At 36.8% G+C, this 17,605-nt stretch carries 16 protein-coding genes; 9 read left to right on the top strand and 7 right to left on the bottom strand.

Annotated features, from left to right (window positions below; genetic code table 11):
* The first annotated feature begins 193 nt into the window (after window positions 1-193).
* The gene (locus KQI69_RS02860) at window positions 194-1,402 is read left to right on the top strand and encodes an AraC family transcriptional regulator (RefSeq protein ID WP_216563778.1); all 1,209 of its coding nucleotides are present in this window, start codon (window positions 194-196) and stop codon (window positions 1,400-1,402) included.
* A gap of 81 nt (window positions 1,403-1,483) precedes the next feature.
* Here the strand turns inward: KQI69_RS02860 and KQI69_RS02855 are convergent, their stop codons facing one another.
* The 7 genes from KQI69_RS02855 to KQI69_RS02825 all read right to left on the bottom strand — a co-directional run bounded on the left by KQI69_RS02855 (window position 1,484) and on the right by KQI69_RS02825 (window position 8,604).
* Window positions 1,484-1,681 (bottom strand): hypothetical protein, encoded by a 198-nt coding sequence (locus tag KQI69_RS02855; RefSeq protein WP_216563777.1) that lies wholly within the window; start codon window positions 1,679-1,681, stop codon window positions 1,484-1,486.
* Between the two features lie 24 nt (window positions 1,682-1,705).
* On the bottom strand, window positions 1,706-2,893 hold the full coding sequence (gene gltS / locus KQI69_RS02850) for a sodium/glutamate symporter (protein ID WP_216563776.1): 1,188 nt from the start codon (window positions 2,891-2,893) through the stop codon (window positions 1,706-1,708).
* 161 nt (window positions 2,894-3,054) lie between these two features.
* Window positions 3,055-4,011 carry a TAXI family TRAP transporter solute-binding subunit gene (locus tag KQI69_RS02845; RefSeq protein ID WP_216563775.1) on the bottom strand — a complete coding sequence of 319 codons (957 nt, stop codon included), beginning with the start codon at window positions 4,009-4,011 and terminating at the stop codon, window positions 3,055-3,057.
* Between the two features lie 403 nt (window positions 4,012-4,414).
* Window positions 4,415-4,819 (bottom strand): VOC family protein, encoded by a 405-nt coding sequence (locus KQI69_RS02840; protein WP_216563774.1) that lies wholly within the window; start codon window positions 4,817-4,819, stop codon window positions 4,415-4,417.
* Between the two features lie 5 nt (window positions 4,820-4,824).
* Window positions 4,825-6,048, bottom strand: a complete 1,224-nt coding sequence (locus KQI69_RS02835) for a PfkB family carbohydrate kinase (RefSeq protein ID WP_216563773.1) — start codon at window positions 6,046-6,048, stop codon at window positions 4,825-4,827.
* Window positions 6,049-6,156: 108 nt separating this feature from the next.
* A complete protein-coding gene (locus KQI69_RS02830) occupies window positions 6,157-7,515 on the bottom strand; it encodes a GntP family permease (RefSeq protein WP_216563772.1) in 1,359 nt (452 codons plus the stop codon).
* A gap of 63 nt (window positions 7,516-7,578) precedes the next feature.
* A complete protein-coding gene (locus tag KQI69_RS02825; protein ID WP_216563771.1) occupies window positions 7,579-8,604 on the bottom strand; it encodes a zinc-dependent alcohol dehydrogenase family protein in 1,026 nt (341 codons plus the stop codon).
* 258 nt (window positions 8,605-8,862) lie between these two features.
* Here KQI69_RS02825 and KQI69_RS02820 point away from each other — a divergent pair, with 258 nt between their 5' ends.
* From KQI69_RS02820 to KQI69_RS02785, 8 genes are all read left to right on the top strand, one after another.
* Window positions 8,863-9,990, top strand: coding sequence for an ROK family transcriptional regulator (locus KQI69_RS02820; protein ID WP_216563770.1), 1,128 nt, complete (start codon window positions 8,863-8,865; stop codon window positions 9,988-9,990).
* Between the two features lie 56 nt (window positions 9,991-10,046).
* Window positions 10,047-10,952 (top strand): CorA family divalent cation transporter, encoded by a 906-nt coding sequence (locus tag KQI69_RS02815; protein ID WP_216563769.1) that lies wholly within the window; start codon window positions 10,047-10,049, stop codon window positions 10,950-10,952.
* A 230-nt stretch (window positions 10,953-11,182) separates the two neighbouring features.
* On the top strand, window positions 11,183-11,611 hold the full coding sequence (locus KQI69_RS02810; RefSeq protein WP_216563768.1) for an Hsp20/alpha crystallin family protein: 429 nt from the start codon (window positions 11,183-11,185) through the stop codon (window positions 11,609-11,611).
* A gap of 100 nt (window positions 11,612-11,711) precedes the next feature.
* Window positions 11,712-12,800 (top strand): DnaJ C-terminal domain-containing protein, encoded by a 1,089-nt coding sequence (locus KQI69_RS02805; RefSeq protein WP_216563767.1) that lies wholly within the window; start codon window positions 11,712-11,714, stop codon window positions 12,798-12,800.
* A 444-nt stretch (window positions 12,801-13,244) separates the two neighbouring features.
* Window positions 13,245-14,588: an ABC transporter substrate-binding protein gene (locus tag KQI69_RS02800; protein ID WP_216563766.1), complete on the top strand. Its 1,344-nt coding sequence runs from the start codon at window positions 13,245-13,247 to the stop codon at window positions 14,586-14,588.
* 217 nt (window positions 14,589-14,805) lie between these two features.
* Window positions 14,806-15,648, top strand: coding sequence for a carbohydrate ABC transporter permease (locus KQI69_RS02795; RefSeq protein WP_216563765.1), 843 nt, complete (start codon window positions 14,806-14,808; stop codon window positions 15,646-15,648).
* Window positions 15,648-16,478, top strand: coding sequence for a carbohydrate ABC transporter permease (locus KQI69_RS02790; protein WP_216563764.1), 831 nt, complete (start codon window positions 15,648-15,650; stop codon window positions 16,476-16,478). Before KQI69_RS02795 ends, KQI69_RS02790 begins: the two co-directional genes overlap by 1 nt.
* A 64-nt stretch (window positions 16,479-16,542) precedes the next feature.
* Complete coding sequence (locus KQI69_RS02785; RefSeq protein WP_216563763.1) at window positions 16,543-17,544, top strand: LacI family DNA-binding transcriptional regulator; 1,002 nt, start codon at window positions 16,543-16,545, stop codon at window positions 17,542-17,544.
* Window positions 17,545-17,605 lie beyond the last annotated feature (61 nt).

The following is a 17,605-nucleotide window of genomic DNA, read 5'->3' as shown; positions in this document are numbered from 1 at the left end:
ACCCCCACTTATTGCTCTACGCAATAGAAGTGGGGGACTTACTTGATAGTGTTAAATATTATTTTTTATAAATTTTCAAAGATAATTTATAAAGAATATAATAACAAAAATAATATCAGTAGTCTTTCAAAATAAAGACATATATTATAAAATAAAGACAAAAGCCGATATTGGGATAGAGAGAGGTGAAAACATGTTAGAAAAATATATTGAAGATCTGAATTTGTTTTATGATGCTACAAGTATACCATTTTGTGTATTTGACAATACACTGAAAGATTTATACAGATGTCCTCATATGAAAGATATGGAATGTTCAGCAGTTACGATGAAAGCCTGTTGTGACAGGCTGGCTATAGTGCCTTTGGATAAGCATTTGCCTGTGTTCAGTTATTCAAATTTCTGTTTCTTTGCAATGCTTAGGTTGGATAAAAATATCAACATACTTTTTGGACCTGTTATTTCTATGCCTATGACATATAGAGAATTTGATAAATATAACAAAAGCGTGATAATAGCTGAAGATATGCTTCACTTGTATAATGTTTCTCAGAGAGGTCCTTTAATGTCATTATCAAGGTTTATGAATAATATATTGATGTTTATAAAAATAATGTTCAATGAAAATATAAGAATGGAAGATATTTTGACGAAAGAAATTGAATTTTGCGAAAATGATAATGGCAAAGAAAAGCATAAATCATCTGACAATGCGGAAATTCTTGTAAAAAAGGCATCAAATTTTCAAAAACAGATTATATACTACATGAAAAAGGGGAATAGTTCAGCCATAAAAAAAGAATTTCATGATACGGACTTTTTTAATTATCTGGCATTAAGACCTATGACAGCAGAGGAAATGATACAAATTTTTTTTAGTTATATTATTATATGCTGTGTTGCGGTTATGGAATCGGGAGTAGATACAGGTAAAGCTGTACAGATATTTGATACATATAGTTCTAAGGGGAAAATTATTAAAAATGTCAATGAGTTAAAGGCTGTCTGCAGAAATATATCTATTGATTATTGTAATGAGATTGAAAATTTAGAGAAATTTGACACAGAATCATCTGTAGTCAGAAAATGCATGCATTATATTCATAATAATATTCAGTCTAAAATATCAGTAAATAATCTGGCTGAGTATTGTGGAGTGAGTGCAAGAACGATAAGCAGACATTTTGAGCAATATTGTGATATGTCAGTCGCTAAATATATAATGAAATTGAAGCTAAAAGAGGCTGCTTTTTTACTTGCAGATACGGATATGAAGCTTTCAGAAATAAGTAACCAGCTTTCTTTTTCATCGCAGAGTCATTTAAATAATGCGTTTAAAGGTGAGTATTCATGTACACCGCAGATGTATAGAAGTCAAAAATGTCAAGGAAAGAGAAAATAGAATAATTTCAAAAGCCGTAGAGAATATATTTTTTTCTACGGCTTTTTTGGAAAAAAGAATTTTGTACATATGGAATCAAATTTATTTTTTCTTGATATGAATTTCTGGTATAGCCAGATTATCATAATTTACGGAAGAATGTTCACTCTTATTTTCGGTCGTATCTTCATGGGTCTTGTTTGTGTGAACCTCTGGAATTGCAACATTGTCAAAAGTTAAATTATAATCATGTTTTTCTTCATCATATTTTTTGTCATTTTTCTTTTTCCATTGAAACATAAAAAATCCCTCCATTAAAAATTGTTATAGTATATTGATGAAAAATGTAATAACAAGACTGTTGATAAAATCTGCAAATAAACTTCCGATAAGCGGTATAAGAAGGTAAGCTTTCACTGATGGCACATAGCGGTCACAGATCGCCTGCATATTTGCCATTGCATTCGGGGTAGCACCCATACCAAAACCACATGTTCCGGCTGAAAGTACGGCTGCGTCATAATCCCTGCCCATGATATTAAATACAATGAAATATGTGAATGTACATATAAGCAATGTCTGGGCGGCAAGCAGAATGACAAGTGGCAGTGCGAGGGAAGCAAGTTCCCAAAGTTTTAAAGTTATCATTGCCATTCCAAGAAAAAGTGAAAGACAGATACCACCGAGGTCGTTTATCTCACCCATATGAATTGTTCCTTTACCGGAATATTCGGTAATATTACGCATAAGTGCAGCAGCGAGCATAGCACCTATATAGATAGGAAAAGTAAGACCTGTCTTTGTGAGAAAATACGAAAAGATCGTACCAAGACCTATAGCAAGTATAAGCTGGAATACTGCGGCTGCGTACATATTTGTATGACGCTGGTGTTTTTCTTCATCTTCAACAAGAAGGCTGTCATCTTCGTTTGAAACTGTGTTCATAAGATTTCTTTTTTCGATGAGGCGTTTTCCTATAGGACCGCCCACAAGACTTCCGGTAATAAGGCCGAAAGTAGCAGCAGCCGTACATATAGTGGTTGCACCTTGAATATTAAAATCTTCAAGAACAGGACCAAAAGCACCGGCAGTACCATGACCACCGACCATAGGGATTGAGCCTGTACACATACCGATAAGAGGATTTAATCCAAGCAGCTTTGAAAGACCTACAGCGAGCAGGTTTTGTGAAAAGATCAATGTGATGACAAGACCAAGAAAGACTGCCATTGACTTTCCACCGCTTTTTAATACTTTTAAGTTTGCCTGAAATCCTACCGATGTAAAGAAAAATACCATGCACACTTCCCTGAGTGTATCATCAAAGGAAAATTCAATAATCCCCGTAGTATAACATATACATGTGAAAATAGCAAAGAGTAATCCACCGATAACAGGTGCCGGAATACAGAATTTTTCCAAAACATTTATTTTTTTTCTTAAATAACTTCCTAATATGAGTACCAGAACTGCTGCGGCAAGAGTCTGATACATATCTAATTGAATTTTCATAAAGTTCCTCGTTTCCGAGCGATTGTTGTAAAGAAACATATTATTATTTATAAATGTTCTAAATATAGATATAAAAATAATATGAACAGTGATAAATATTTACTTTCGCTCATAAGTAAATATATGTCAGTATGTTATTGTGCATAAAGTAAACACTGACATTATGATGTCTTAACTGTGATGCCTTTTTCTTTATAATACGCGGCTGCACCGGAATGGAAAGGAATATCAATTCCCTCAACCGCTGTCTTTTCATCGTTTACCAGTTCAAGTGATGTTGCATACTGCAAATCCCTGGTATGTGTGAAAAGTGTTTTTGTAAGCTGCTTGACGGCATTTTCAGAAAGATTGTCGGATGCAAGCAGTACTGATTTTACACCTATTGTAGTTACACTTTCAGTTTGCCCTGCATATGTGTTTGCCGGTATCTGGTATTTACTATAGCATGTATAAGCTGCAAGCAGCTTTTTAAGACACTTGTCATCAATATTTAGTATTCTGATACTACATTCTTTTGTGAGTTCAGATATAACTGTTGTCTGAATACCCGCAGTACAGAAAAATGCATCGATCTTACCTTCGGCAAGCTGTTTTGCAGCGTCAGTGTAATCAAGGTTTACCATATCAACAAGCTTTGAATTTAATCCGCTGAATTCAAGTATCTGCTTTGCATTGATCTCTGTACCTGATTCTTCTGCACCGATGCATATCTTTTTGCCCTGAAGGTCATCAATTGTTTTGATATCTGAATTTGCTTTTACGACGATCTGGCAGGCTTCGGTGTAAAGAGCAGCAACAGCTTTGTATCCATTGCAGACATTATCTTTAAAATATCCCGTACCTTCATAGGCATCTTTTATAAGATCTGCCTGTGCGATACCGAGGTCTATATATTTGTCAGACAAAAGTCTTAGATTTGCAGCAGAACCAGCCGTATTTTTTACTTCAAATTTGTAATCGGATGTATCTTTTGATACAGCACCGGAAAAGCTGCTTGCAAAAGCATAGTACATACCGCCTATATCGGCAGCACCAAAACGTATATTGTCCGATTGTCTGCCGCAGGCTGAGAGAAGTATCAGCGAAAGGCAGAGCAGAAGACATATTTTTTTCTTCATATATAAATTTGTCCTTTCTTGTTTATATTTTGGCATGATAATATAATTACCTGCGTAATATAATTACTTGCATAATATAGTTACTTGCATAATATAATTACTAAAGTAATAAAAATACTGTTGTAAAATAATTACTATAATGATATAGAATTACCGTTAAAGTATAAAATTACCAATAATTATTTTACAATAAATTTTGGTAAATTAAAATAAAAAAATTATAAAATGTTGCTTGGCATATATAGTATAAAAATAAATAATAAAAAAATTCCAGACAGTTGCGTTATTGTAAATGTCTGGAATTTTTGGCAAAAATATTTACAGTGTTTAACACTATTAAGCAATTAGCAGAGCGGATTGCTAATATCCGTCTGACAAATAGGATAAGGTATATAGTATAAAGTTATAAATACTGACTAAATTCAATTTTTTCTCTGTTAGGTCCTTCAATAGTAAAGAATTTTACACCGTTATCCCAAAATGGAAGAAAATGTATATCGTCATTGGTTGTATTAAGGTCTAGTCTTTTTATATAATCATAAGTTTTTTCTATATCAAAAACATTTATCGCAACATGGTCGATTGCACCAGCTTTTAATACTGCTGATTTATTTTCATATGTCTCGATGACTAATGTTTTAAGTTTTAGAAATGCAACTCTTTCACTAGCTTCTTCGTTTACTGTTTCAAGGGCTGTCTCAAAGCCGAGCTTTTTGTAAAAAGCTATTGTTTCATCTAAATTGTTTGTAGGAATTCCAATATGCTGAATACCTGTTGTATAATTCTGAAATTCTGTATTATCACTCATATGTATCACCTTTCTGTCCTGCTAAGACGATTGTTTACCTGTTCAAGTTCTGGCATGGCGTTTATGGCTCCCTTTTTCTCTACACAAAGGCTTGCAACAGCATTTCCAAAGCGTGCAAAGTCTCCTAGTTCATCGAGTGTGAGTTCATCAGGTCGTTTATTTGCTCTGCTTATCTTGTAGAGAAATCCTCCAAAGAATGAGTCACCTGCTCCGTTTGTGTCAACGGCTGTTGTCTTAAAACCGCCAACTTTTATCCCACCGTTTTTACTGTACACATATGCACCATCGCCGCCAAGTGTGACCACCGCAATCTTTACACCCTGTTCGACCAGCGACCTTGCAGCAGCTTCAGGTTCTTTATAGTCTGTGAGAAGGATGGTTTCTTCATCGGAAATCTTCATGATATCAGCATATGGGATAAGACTTCTCATATGTTTTATGGCAGTATTTTCATCCTGCCATAGAGAAGCGCGGTAATTAGGATCGTAGGAAATTATACTGCCCTTATTTTTTGCCCGGTTTACGGCATAAAATGTCGTATCTCTTGCGGGCTGGTCTGTGAGCGACAGTGAGCCTACATGGAAGATGTTTGTATGGTCTAGGACATCAACATTTATTTCTTCCTTCTCAATCTGTGTATCAGCTCCGGGCTTTCTCGCAAATGAAAATGTACGCTCGCCTGATTCAGATATATTTACAAAAGCAAGTGTAGTAAAATGATTTTCATCAAGCAACATTCCTTTTGTGCTGACATGCTGTTTTTCGAGGACAGATTTTAGAAATTCACCATGCATATCTTTTCCGGCTTTCCCGATAAATGCCGTTGATGCTCCGAGTTTTTGGGCTGCTACAGCGACATTTGCCGGAGCACCGCCGGGGTTTTGGGCAAATAATGCCTGACCGTCATCATTTACACCGCTGTATGTGAAATCTATAAGTATCTCTCCGAATACTGTTATGTCATAGAGTGAACTTTTTGTTGAGTCATAATCATAAAGCAGTCCGTTTCTATTTAAAGCTGATATGATAGCATCACATTCTGCTGCATTATCTGTATGAATGTGAAGTTCTCCTGTTTCAAACTCAGGAAGACTTAAGACACCGAGCATGGATTTTGCATCGACTACATAGCGTCCGCTGCAAAGTTCAGCATCATAGGGAATCTTACTTACGATATTTACAAGTCTGCTTGCATTTTTCATACTTCCCAATATAACCTTTGTTATCATAGAATACCTCCGTATATCGTATATATATACGCTCGTAATATTCTTTAAATGAAGTATTTCGAGCGTAATTTTTTTTGCCAAAATAAGTTGTATGTATGTGTTTTTTGCCTAAGCGAATAGTGAAATGACTATAGCACATATAAGACCTGTAAAACCTACGATAGTCTCCATGATAGTCCATGATTTAAGTGTTGTCTTTTCGTCTATTTCAAGCAGAGAACTTACGAGCCAGAAACCTGAATCATTAACATGGCTGAAAGCGGTTGCACCACCATTTATGGCACATACCATGGCGGCGAGATAGACAGGTGAGAGATTAGCAACAGCGGGCATTGATGCCATGATACCTGCTGCCATAGTCATTGCAACAACAGCGGCGCCGACAGATGTTCTTATCAGGGCTGCTATAAGGAAAGCTACTATTATAAGTGGCAGTCCACTTTTTTCGAGGGCAGGACCGATGATATTTCCCATGCCGCAGTCCTGTAATACCCAGCGTATGATACCGCCGCCTGTTATTACAAGCAAAATCTGCCCTGTAGGTCTTAATGAGCGGTCAAGTATCTGCTTTAACTGTTCGGGAGAGTAACCCTGTCTTGTGCCGAGAAAATACATTGCAAGTAAAACGGCGATGATAAGAGCCACAAAAGGTGTGCCGAGAAATTCAAGCACAGGGCGTGCGGGCTTTAATGCAGGAATGTATGCGGAAACAGTACTGCATAAGATCAATGCAAGCGGTACGATGATGATAGCGATAACCGTCTTAAAATCAGGAAGTTTACTGCTGTCTTCTTCGCGTATTTCCTGATTGTTCATAGGAAGTCCGGTGTGGATTTTTTTACCTATAAATTTTGACCAGAGTATTCCTGCAAATATAAGTGAGAGTATTCCAACGGGAACGCCTACGGCAATCATTACTCCGAGGTCAACGCCAAGCATATTTGCAACAAGTACAGAACCGGCAGATGGCGGGATAAATGCAAATCCTGTGGCAAGGCCTGCAAGAAGTGGAATCACATAATATAATGTAGATTTTTTTGTCTTCTTTGCGAGACCGAAGGCGAGTGGTATTAAGATTACGACACCGGCTTCAAAAAATACGGTTGTACCAACTACTAATCCGGTTACACCGAGTGCTATGCCGGCGTTTTTTTCGCCAAATTTATTTACAAGTGTCTGGGCGACACATTGTGCACCGCCCGACACTTCGAGAATCCCACCAAAAAGTGAACCAAGCCCTATCAGAAGAACGATTCCCTGCAAGGTTTCTCCGGCTCCTTTTTCCACTGTAGAAACCAGATCGGAAACCGGCATCCCTGCTCCCAGTCCGATAAACAATGCTGAAATCAACAGGGAGAGTACGGGATGAATTTTAAATTTTATAATGAGTATCAATAACAAAACAATACCAAGTGCTGCTGCGATAAGCAGTCTTGTAGGGTTTGCTGCAAATACCGGATCTGTCATATCTTCCTTCTCCTTTCAGAAGTGCCTGCAATACACATAGATGTGTGCAGATATCATAAGTGCTTATTTTTCAGGTGAGATGATATATTTGCCGTTTGCACGAAGTTCAGGTTTGCTCAGGATATCTTCGAGCTGTTCAAGACCGCATACATCATAAACCATACTGCTTACATCAAGTCTGCCTGAATCGATAAGGTCTAATGCACGTTTCTGTGTATAAGGATTGATATAAGAGGCTTTAAGTTCAAGCTCCTTCTGGAAAATCTCAAATGGTTTGACAGAAATCGTATCATCAGGTTTTGTAAGTCCAAACATCATGACAACCGCTTTATTTCCAGCAATATCAATAGCCTGTTCTATAGTAGAAGTGCGGCCCACACACTCGATGACTGTATTTACCCATGTAAGTCCTGATTCATGTAAGCGGGCTTTTACATCTTCGTTTATAGGATCTATGCAGACATCAGCACCAAGTTTCTTAGCAACTTCTCTTTTGCTCTCAACAGGCTCAAGTAAAGCAACCTTGGCAGCACCAGCAAGTTTTGCAAGTTGCATCATAAGCAATCCGATCATTCCGCCGCCGATAACAACTACCTGATGTCCCGGTTTGATATCACACATATCGATACCATGTAAGCAACATGATACAGGCTCTGTCATGGCACCCTGTTCAAAGGTTGTATTGTCTCCGAGCTTATAAACCTGTCTTTCGTTTACTGCACAATACTCAGCAAAACCGCCGTTTACAGTTGTTCCATAACCTATCATATGCTCGCAGTAATGTGCTACTCCGTTTCTGCAAGGCTCACATGAACCGCAGTAACAGTTTGGATCGATACATACTCTGTCGCCTGCCTTGTAGTTTGTAACCTCAGAACCTACCTCAGAGATGACACCTGAGAATTCATGGCCGAGGATAGTAGGAGGTGTAACTTCTGCTGCACCCTTGTCACCCTCGTAGATATGTACATCAGTACCACAGATACCGCATGCCTTAACCTGAATCAAAACATCTTTAGGTCCTACCTTTGGCATCTCATGCTCCTCAACTCTTAAATCATGTTTTCCATAAAATACTGCACTCTTCATTTTAATTACCTCCGTTTAAATAAGTTTTTTAATTGTTTGGCTGTTATTTTTATATTCCGTTTAAGACTTATGCTTATGTCTTAACTGTAAGTTAAATATATAACTTTAAATTAAAAGTGTCTATTGACAAAGAATACAAAAAAAGACATGATAAATTGTGCAAAATGCACAAAACATGATTGGAAGTTGCATTGAAAAAAATCTTATATTAAAATAAAATCGTAACTTATACTTAAGTGTAAAAGAAAAGAGGATGATATGAGAGAGCAGGGACTTACAACAATTACATTAAAAAAAATAAATAAAGAGAAAGTATATCAATATATTTATGAACAGAAACAGACTTCAAAACAGCAGATAGTACAGGAACTAAATATGGGACTTTCAACTGTGAGCCAGAATTTAAATGCACTGGAACAGGAAGGGCTTATAAGCAGAGATGGATATTTTGAGTCAACAGGTGGAAGAAAAGCACAGATCATACAGATAGTTTCGGATTTTAAGATTGCAATAGGCGTGGGTATTTTGAAAAATATGTTTCATATAGTTGCAGTTAATCTGTATGGTGAAGCCGTAGCAAAAGAAATCGTATCAATGGATTACAGTGATACGGATGAATATTATACAAAAGTAACAGATGATATAGAAAAATTTATAAAGAAGAACCAGTATAAAGATGAGCAGATATCAGGTGTGTCAATAGCAACACAGGGAATCATATCGCCTGATGGTGAAAGCGTTACTTACGGAAAAATAATGGATAATTCAGATATGAGGCTTTCTGACTTTTCAGATAAACTTCCATATCCATGCAGACTTGAACATGATTCAAAGGCTGCGGCAGACCTTGAACTTTGGAATCATCCTGAGATTGACAGTGCAGTTGTGTTTTTGTTAAACAGAAATCTTGGCGGTGCTATTATCACGAACAGGAGTGTTCATCAGGGGACAGGTATGCACAGTGGTTCGCTTGAGCATATGTGCATAAACCACGATGGACCAATGTGTTATTGCGGAAACAGGGGGTGCTTAGAGACATATTGTTCGGCAAATTCACTTGAAGCGGCAGCAGGTGTCCCTATAAAGGAATTTTTCCCTGAAATGAGAGAAAAAAATAATAATATATTTAAGCAGATATGGGAAGACTATTTAAAGCATTTAGCATATGCAATAAAAAATTTGAATATGGTCATTGACGGACCGGTAATTATAAGCGGTTATCTTGCACCATATTTCATAGACGAAGATATAGATTTTATGTGCGAAAACATAAATGCTGTGACACCATTTCCAATGTCAAAAGAAAATATCATGGTAGGACTGCATGGACAGTTTACACCGGCAATCGGAGCAGCATTATATTATGTGAATCGTTTTATCAGTTGAGGCATGGCAGGTATGAAAGCACGATAATTGCATCGAAGTAAAAAGCAGGTGGAAAAGTGTATTATAAGGTAAAAGAAGATGGTATATTCAAAATCGACCTTGATACATTCTGGGAGAGTGAGGAATGTATCGGTGTATTTAAAATGTCAGAATGGGACAATGAAATATGGGAAAAGTGTGGAATCTGGCATACGATCGATGAAATTCATTTCTGCAAGATGGAGAGTCACAGGGATTTTTTGTACGGAACATTTCAGGTCCCAGCAAAAGAGTATGAAAAAACAGATGAGCCATTTGCGATATATATAATGAAAAACAGAGTCATTATATTAAGTGACGATGATGCAATCGATAAAAAGATAATAAGAATATCAGGCAGAACAATAGCAAAAGATTATTCACTTGAGAGATTTATATATGATTTTTTTGTTTCATTTATAGAAGATGACCTGCTTTTTTTGCAGAAAATTGAGCATAAGATAACCGAGATAGAAGAACAGGTAATGATAGAACAGTCGGATAAATTTAATATAAAACTTTTGAGATTGAAAAGGATAATAGCGAGATTTTATCATTATTATACACAGCTTGCGGAAACGGGAGATGAACTTGCAGGCAATGAAGAAGAATTTTTTACGGCTGATACAGTGGAACTTTTTAAAATGTATTCGGAAAAAATGACAAGACTTGCACAGGAAACACAGATATTAAGGGAATATGCGATGCAGGTACAGGATGTGTATCAGTCGGAGATAGAGATACACCAGAATGATGTAATGAAAATGCTCACGATAGTAACGACCATATTCCTGCCACTGACACTGATAGCAGGCTGGTATGGCATGAATTTTTCATATATGCCCGAACTAAAGATGAAATATGCTTATCCGGTCGTGATAGGAATAAGTGCACTTATAGTTGTGGTAAGTCTGGTGGTTTTTAAGAAAAAGAATTATTGGTAGTGTGTCATAAATAAAATGGAATGTAATTGACTAATGAATAGTCACAGTTCACAAAAAGTTCACAAATTTTATTAGCACTCACTATTGACGAGTGCTAATAAAAGTGATATAACATAATCAGCAACAGAGAAACAAACAATATTAGAATAAATAAAAGTGTTATGAGTAAGTAGCAGAGCGGATTGTAAATATCCACCTGACTTACAGATTTTTGGAAGGAGCGATTGATTATGTTAATGCCTAGTATTTTTGCAAGTGATTTAATGGATGGATTTTTTGATGCACCTGAAAGAAATTATAAAAAGAACTATTATAACAGCGGATTGATGAAAACAGATATAAAAGAAAACAAAGATGGCTTTGAAGTTATCATGGATCTGCCGGGATTTAAGAAGGAAGATATAAAAGCTGAGTTGAAAGACGGATATATGACAGTCACTGCAACATCTGATAGGGATAAGAAAACTGAGGATGACACAAGCAGATATATATGCAGAGAGAGAGTATATTCTAATTGCAGCAGAACATTCTATGTAGGCAAAGAACTTACACAGGAAGATATAAAAGCAAAATTTGAAAATGGTGTGCTTACATTAAATGTACCTAAGAAAGAAGCATTACCACAGAAAGAGGAAGAAAGATATATCTCAATCCTGTAATGGAGACAAATGTAAAATTGTACTATCATATATTAGATAAAGGTGATGGAAGGAGCGGTGAAAATCGCTCCTTTTTGAAATAAGAAAGGGGGAGTTTCTTATGGCTGCAAAGCAGGATTACTATAAGGTTCTTGGAATTGACAAAAATGCTGATGATAAGACGATAAAGAAAGCATATCGTAAGCTGGCAAAGAAATATCATCCTGATATGAATCCGGGGGATGCAGCGGCTGAGCAGAAGTTTAAAGAAGTCACAGAGGCTTATAATGTACTTAGCGATACTGAGAAAAAGAAACTTTATGACCAGTTTGGTCATGCCGCATTTGAAGAAGGATTTTCAGCGGGAGGCGGCCAGTCTTATGATGGACCTTACACAACCCATAGGGAGTATCATTTTACAGGGGATGCGTCGGATATATTTGGTGACATATTTGGTGACCTGTTTAATGACGGTCACTTTGGCGGTCATGGAAGTTTTGGAGGAGACAGAGGATTTGGTGGTTTTGGTGGTCATGATGGTTTTGGACAAAGTGGTGGAGACGGTAGTCATGGCAGCTTTGATGAGAACGCACATTTTGGAGGGCGTGGCGGATTTTCGGGAGCACATTTTTACAGCACAGGAGGTTCAGGCTCAGGGTTTGGTTATGATATGAGAGGCGATGATGCAGAGGCTGACATAGAAGTAACATTTGATGAGGCTGTATTTGGATGTGATAAAGTTATTACTTTGCGTAATAACAGTACAGGAGATGAACAGTCAATAAAAGTTCATATACCGGCTGGAATTGATGACGGAAATAGTATAAGGCTTAAGGGAAAAGGTCATCCGGGTATGGGAAAAGCAGAGGACGGAGATTTATTCCTAAGGGTTAAAGTAGGTAAGAAATCAGGTTATGAGAGAAAAGGGCAGGATATATATACAAAAATAAATGTGCCTTATACGACAGCAGTTCTCGGTGGGGATGTGCGTGTTCACACGCTTTACGGTGATGTTGAGTGCAAGATAAAAGAAGGAACGCAGTCAGGCACAAAAATACGCCTTAAGGGAAAAGGTGTTGTGTCTAAAAAGGACGGAAAAACTTATGGTGACCAGTATGTTACCGTAGGAATAGAAGTGCCTAGACATATCAGTAAAAATGCAAGGGAAAAGCTGATGGAATATCGGAGTTTGTGCAGGAATTCAGCGTGAAAGAGTTTTAGATAATTTTAAATAATAAATAAAAAGCAGTACGGCTTAGTGAGTATACAGCGGTCTTAGAAAGTTGGAACTAAAAATCTAACGGATTGGGATAGACTCATTAGGCTGTACTGCTTTTTTATTTTGTTGCTACCTGCTTATATCAGCTAATAGTATTAAAAAGTGAGTTTTATATAGTAAAATTGCACAAAAAAGCTATTTATTTAAATCAAAAAATGGGGATGATTTGTGCAATGCTGACAAAAAGCACAAAAGATTAAAAAAAATATTGCATTTTTTATCTAATTGTTATATATTTTAGTTACAACGAAATGGAAACATTTCCAGAAACATTTCCAAAACCGTTTCCAAAAATGTATAAATACATATATTATTAAAAACAATGTGAGAGTATTTAGAACGGAAACATCAAACAATTTTATTAGGAGGATTATTATGAGAAAGAAAGGACTTGTAGCACTTGGACTTGCAGCAATTATGACAGCGACAGCACTTACAGGCTGTGGCAGTTCAAGCGATGATAAGAGCAGCAGTAAAAATGAAAAATCAGCCAGCGGAACAGTTTATTATCTTAATTTTAAACCTGAGGCTGATGCACAGTGGCAGGAACTTGCAGACATCTACACAGAGAAGACAGGAGTTAAGGTAAATGTTGTTACAGCGGCAGCAAACCAGTACGAGACAACTTTGAAGAGTGAGATGGGTAAGAAAGAAGCTCCAACATTATTCCAGGTAAACGGACCGGTCGGACTTGCATCTTGGAAAGATTATTGCTATGACCTTAAAGATTCAGAGATTGCAAAACAGGTTACAAGCGATGATTTCTTATTAAAAGACGGTGACGCTGTTGATGGTATCGGTTATGCTATCGAATCTTACGGTATCATTTACAACAAAAATCTTTTAAAGAAAGCCGGATATACACAGGACGATATAAAGAATTTTGATGACCTTAAGAAAGTAGCTGAGGATATCACAAAGAGAAGCAAAGACCTCGGATTCTCAGCATTTACATCAGCAGGTATGGACGGAAGTTCAGACTGGAGATTTAAGACACATCTTGCAAACCTTCCTATCTATTATGAATATCAGAAAGATGGAATCGAAAATACAGATGCTATCAAGGGAACATACCTTGACAACTATCGTAATATCTGGGATTTATATGTAAACAATTCTACAGCCAGCCCAAAACAGCTTAGTACAAAGACAGGTGATGATGCAGTTGCAGAGTTTGTTACAGAAAAAGCAGTATTCTATCAGAATGGTACATGGGCTTACTCAGATATAGCAGACCTCGGAGATGAGAATCTCGGAATGTTACCTATCTACATCGGTGTAGACGGAGAGGAAAATCAGGGACTTTGTACAGGTACAGAGAACTACTGGTGTGTAAATAAGAAGGCATCAAAAGAGGATATTCAGGCAACACTTGATTTTATGAACTGGTGTGTAACAGATGCTACAGCAGTTAAATGCATGTGTGGTGCAGCAGGTGCAATGCCTTCCGGACAGGACGGAATGGGATTTGTTATTCCATTTAAGAAGAATCTCGAATCAGATAATCCACTTGTAAACATTGCAAATGATTATGTAAAACAGGGTAAGAAGCCAGTAACATGGAACTTTACAACAATGCCATCTGAAAAGTGGAAAAATGATCTTGGTTCAGCACTTACAACATATGCTTCAAAACAGACAGATGATAACTGGGATCTTGTAAAGAAAGCATTTGTTGACGGATGGGCAAGTGAAGCCGCAGCAGCAGCTAAAAAATAATATTGAAATTTTTCAAACAGAAAGTGTTATATCAGTCTGTGGTTAAGATTATGAACTGATATGGACAGATTTATATGCGGGGGAGACGGTTAGACGTTTCCCCTGTATTAAAAAGCAGTTACTATTGATTCACAGCGTAAATAGTAACAAAAGGGAACAGACATAAACATGTTTTTTGCGATATGCACAGTGGATATGTGCAGAAATGAGGATTATTATGGAAAAAGCAATAAGGAAATACTGGCCGGTATTTTTGCTTCCAACTATGGCGGCATTTATGATTGGATTTATCGTGCCATTTATTGAAGGAATTTATTTATCATTTTGTAAATTTACCACTATCAAGGATGCTAAATTTGTGGGAATAAGCAATTATATCGAAGCATTTAAGGACTCAACATTCCCTCATGCATTTGGTTTCACTGCTGTATTCGCGATAGTGACACTCATACTTGTTAATCTTTTGGCATTTGCACTTGCACTTGCACTCACACAGAAAATTAAGGGAACAAATATTTTCAGGACAATATTCTTTATGCCAAACCTTATCGGTGGTATCGTACTTGGATATATATGGCAGCTTATATTTGACGGTATATTCAGTCAGTTTGATACGGCATTAAAATTAAATGCCAAATTAGGATTTTGGGGACTTGTAATTCTTATCTGCTGGCAGCAGATAGGTTATATGATGATTGTTTACATAGCTGGTTTACAGGCAATACCTGATTCTTTAAAAGAGGCAGCTATGATAGATGGTGCAAACGCATGGAAGAGACTTTTCCATGTAACTATTCCGAACATGATGCCATCAATAACAATATGTACATTCTTAACAATAACAAACTCATTTAAACTCTTCGACCAGAACCTCTCACTTACAGGTGGTGAACCACTTCATAAGACGGAAATGCTTGCATTAAATATTTATGATACATTTTATGGAAGAGTAGGTTATGAAGGTGTAGGTCAGGCTAAGGCAGTTATTTTCTTCCTTGCAGTAATAATTATCAGTATGTTACAGCTTAGACTTACAAGAAGTAAGGAGGTGCAGCAGTAATGAAAAAAGTAAAAGGAATTTTAGCTACAGTATTTTTCACGATTATTTCAATTATATTTGTATCGCCAATTATTGTTGTATTGATGAACTCTTTTAAGAAAAAGACATTTATCAACCTTGAGCCATTTAAAATGCCGACATCAAAGAACTTTGTCGGACTTGAGAACTTTAAAGAGGCAATAACAAAATATGAATTTATTAAGGCTGTAGGCTGGACTGTATTTATAACAGTCGGCGGCGTGGTGCTTATTCTTGTATGCTGTTCAATGTGTGCATGGTTTATCACAAGAGTACAGACAAAGATTACAAAAGCAATTTATCTTCTTTGTGTATTCTCAATGGTAATACCATTCCAGATGGTAATGTTTACATTATCAGGAACAGCAGATTCACTTGGACTTAATACACCATGGGGTCTTTTGATAATATATCTTGGTTTTGGTGCAGGTCTTGCGGTATTTATGTTCTGCGGATTTGTAAAATCAATTCCGATTGAAGTTGAGGAAGCTGCCATGATTGATGGCTGCAGTCCTGTAAGAACATTTTTCAGTGTTGTAATTCCAATGATGAAACCTACACTTATATCAGTAGGAATCCTTGAGGCAATGTGGATCTGGAACGATTTCCTTCTTCCATACCTTACACTGGATATCAAAAAATATAAAACTATATCAATTATCATACAGTATATGAAGGGCAGCTACGGAAGAGTAGATATGGGTGCTATCATGGCATGTCTTATCATGGCAGTAATTCCTGTAGTAGTATTCTACTTATGTTGTCAGAAATATATTATTAAAGGTGTTGCGGCTGGCGCAGTTAAGGGTTAAAATACATTTTGTAGGAATATCTTGCTGAGGATGTTCCAGAACAGAAGAAAAGTGAGGAAAATGTATGACCATAAAAGATATCGCCAGATTATCGGGATATGGCATAGGAACCGTATCCCGTGTATTAAATAATCATTCTGATGTTAGTGATAAAGCCAGAAAAAAGATTCTGGCAGTCATAGAGGAAAGTAACTTTCAGCCAAATACCAATGCAAGACATTTGAAGAGACAGTCAGTTTCATCACTTTCTATAATAGTTAAGGGAAATCAAAACATGCTTTTTGCCGATATCCTTGAGAAAATGCAGATGCTTTTGTCAAAGAACGGTGAAAATGCAGAAGTTTCTTACATAGATGAGGATGCTAACGAAGTTGAATGTGCACTTGCATTGTGCAGGGACAGAAACCCGAAAGGTATTATATTTTTGGGTGGAAATCTTGATTATTTTGATGCCTTTGATGGAATAGAGGTACCGTGTGTATTATTGACAAACAGTGCGGGAAGCTTAAATATCAGCAATCTGTCATCATTTTATACAGATGATGAGGAAGCCTCATATCAGCTTGGAAGTTATCTTATAAAAAACGGGCATAAAAAGATAGGAGTTATAGGTGGAACATTATCGGCAACTCAGATAAGTTCAAGCAGATATGCAGGATGCCTGAGAAGTTTCAAGGAAAATGGCATTGATTTTGATGAGAAAAAAGGATACATACCATGTCGATTTTCTATGGAGGACGGATATCAGGCAGCAAAAAAACTTCTAAAACAGGTTTCAGATGTAACAGCGATAATCGCTATCAGTGATACGATCGCAGTTGGCGCAATGCGTGCCATATGCGATGCGGGAAAAAAGGTACCTGACGATATTTCAGTTGTAGGATTTGACGGAATAAGCCTTTCAAATTATTGTATTCCGAGACTTACTACAATAAGACAGGATACTGACAGAATGGCGACAGAGGGAGTAGAACTTATGCTTCGCCAGATACATTATCCCGGAGATGGAAAAGATTATTCGATTCCGTTTCAGCTTCTTGAGAGAGAAAGTGTCAGAAAATTATAAAAAATGTACTCTCGGAATTCTTCTGAACGAAGAATTTCGAGATGAATTTTTGATATACAAT

The organism is Eubacterium sp. MSJ-13 (assembly GCF_018918235.1).
In the GTDB taxonomy this organism is placed as follows: domain Bacteria; phylum Bacillota; class Clostridia; order Lachnospirales; family Lachnospiraceae; genus Butyribacter.
This window is presented reverse-complemented; position numbering and strand designations above follow the sequence as displayed.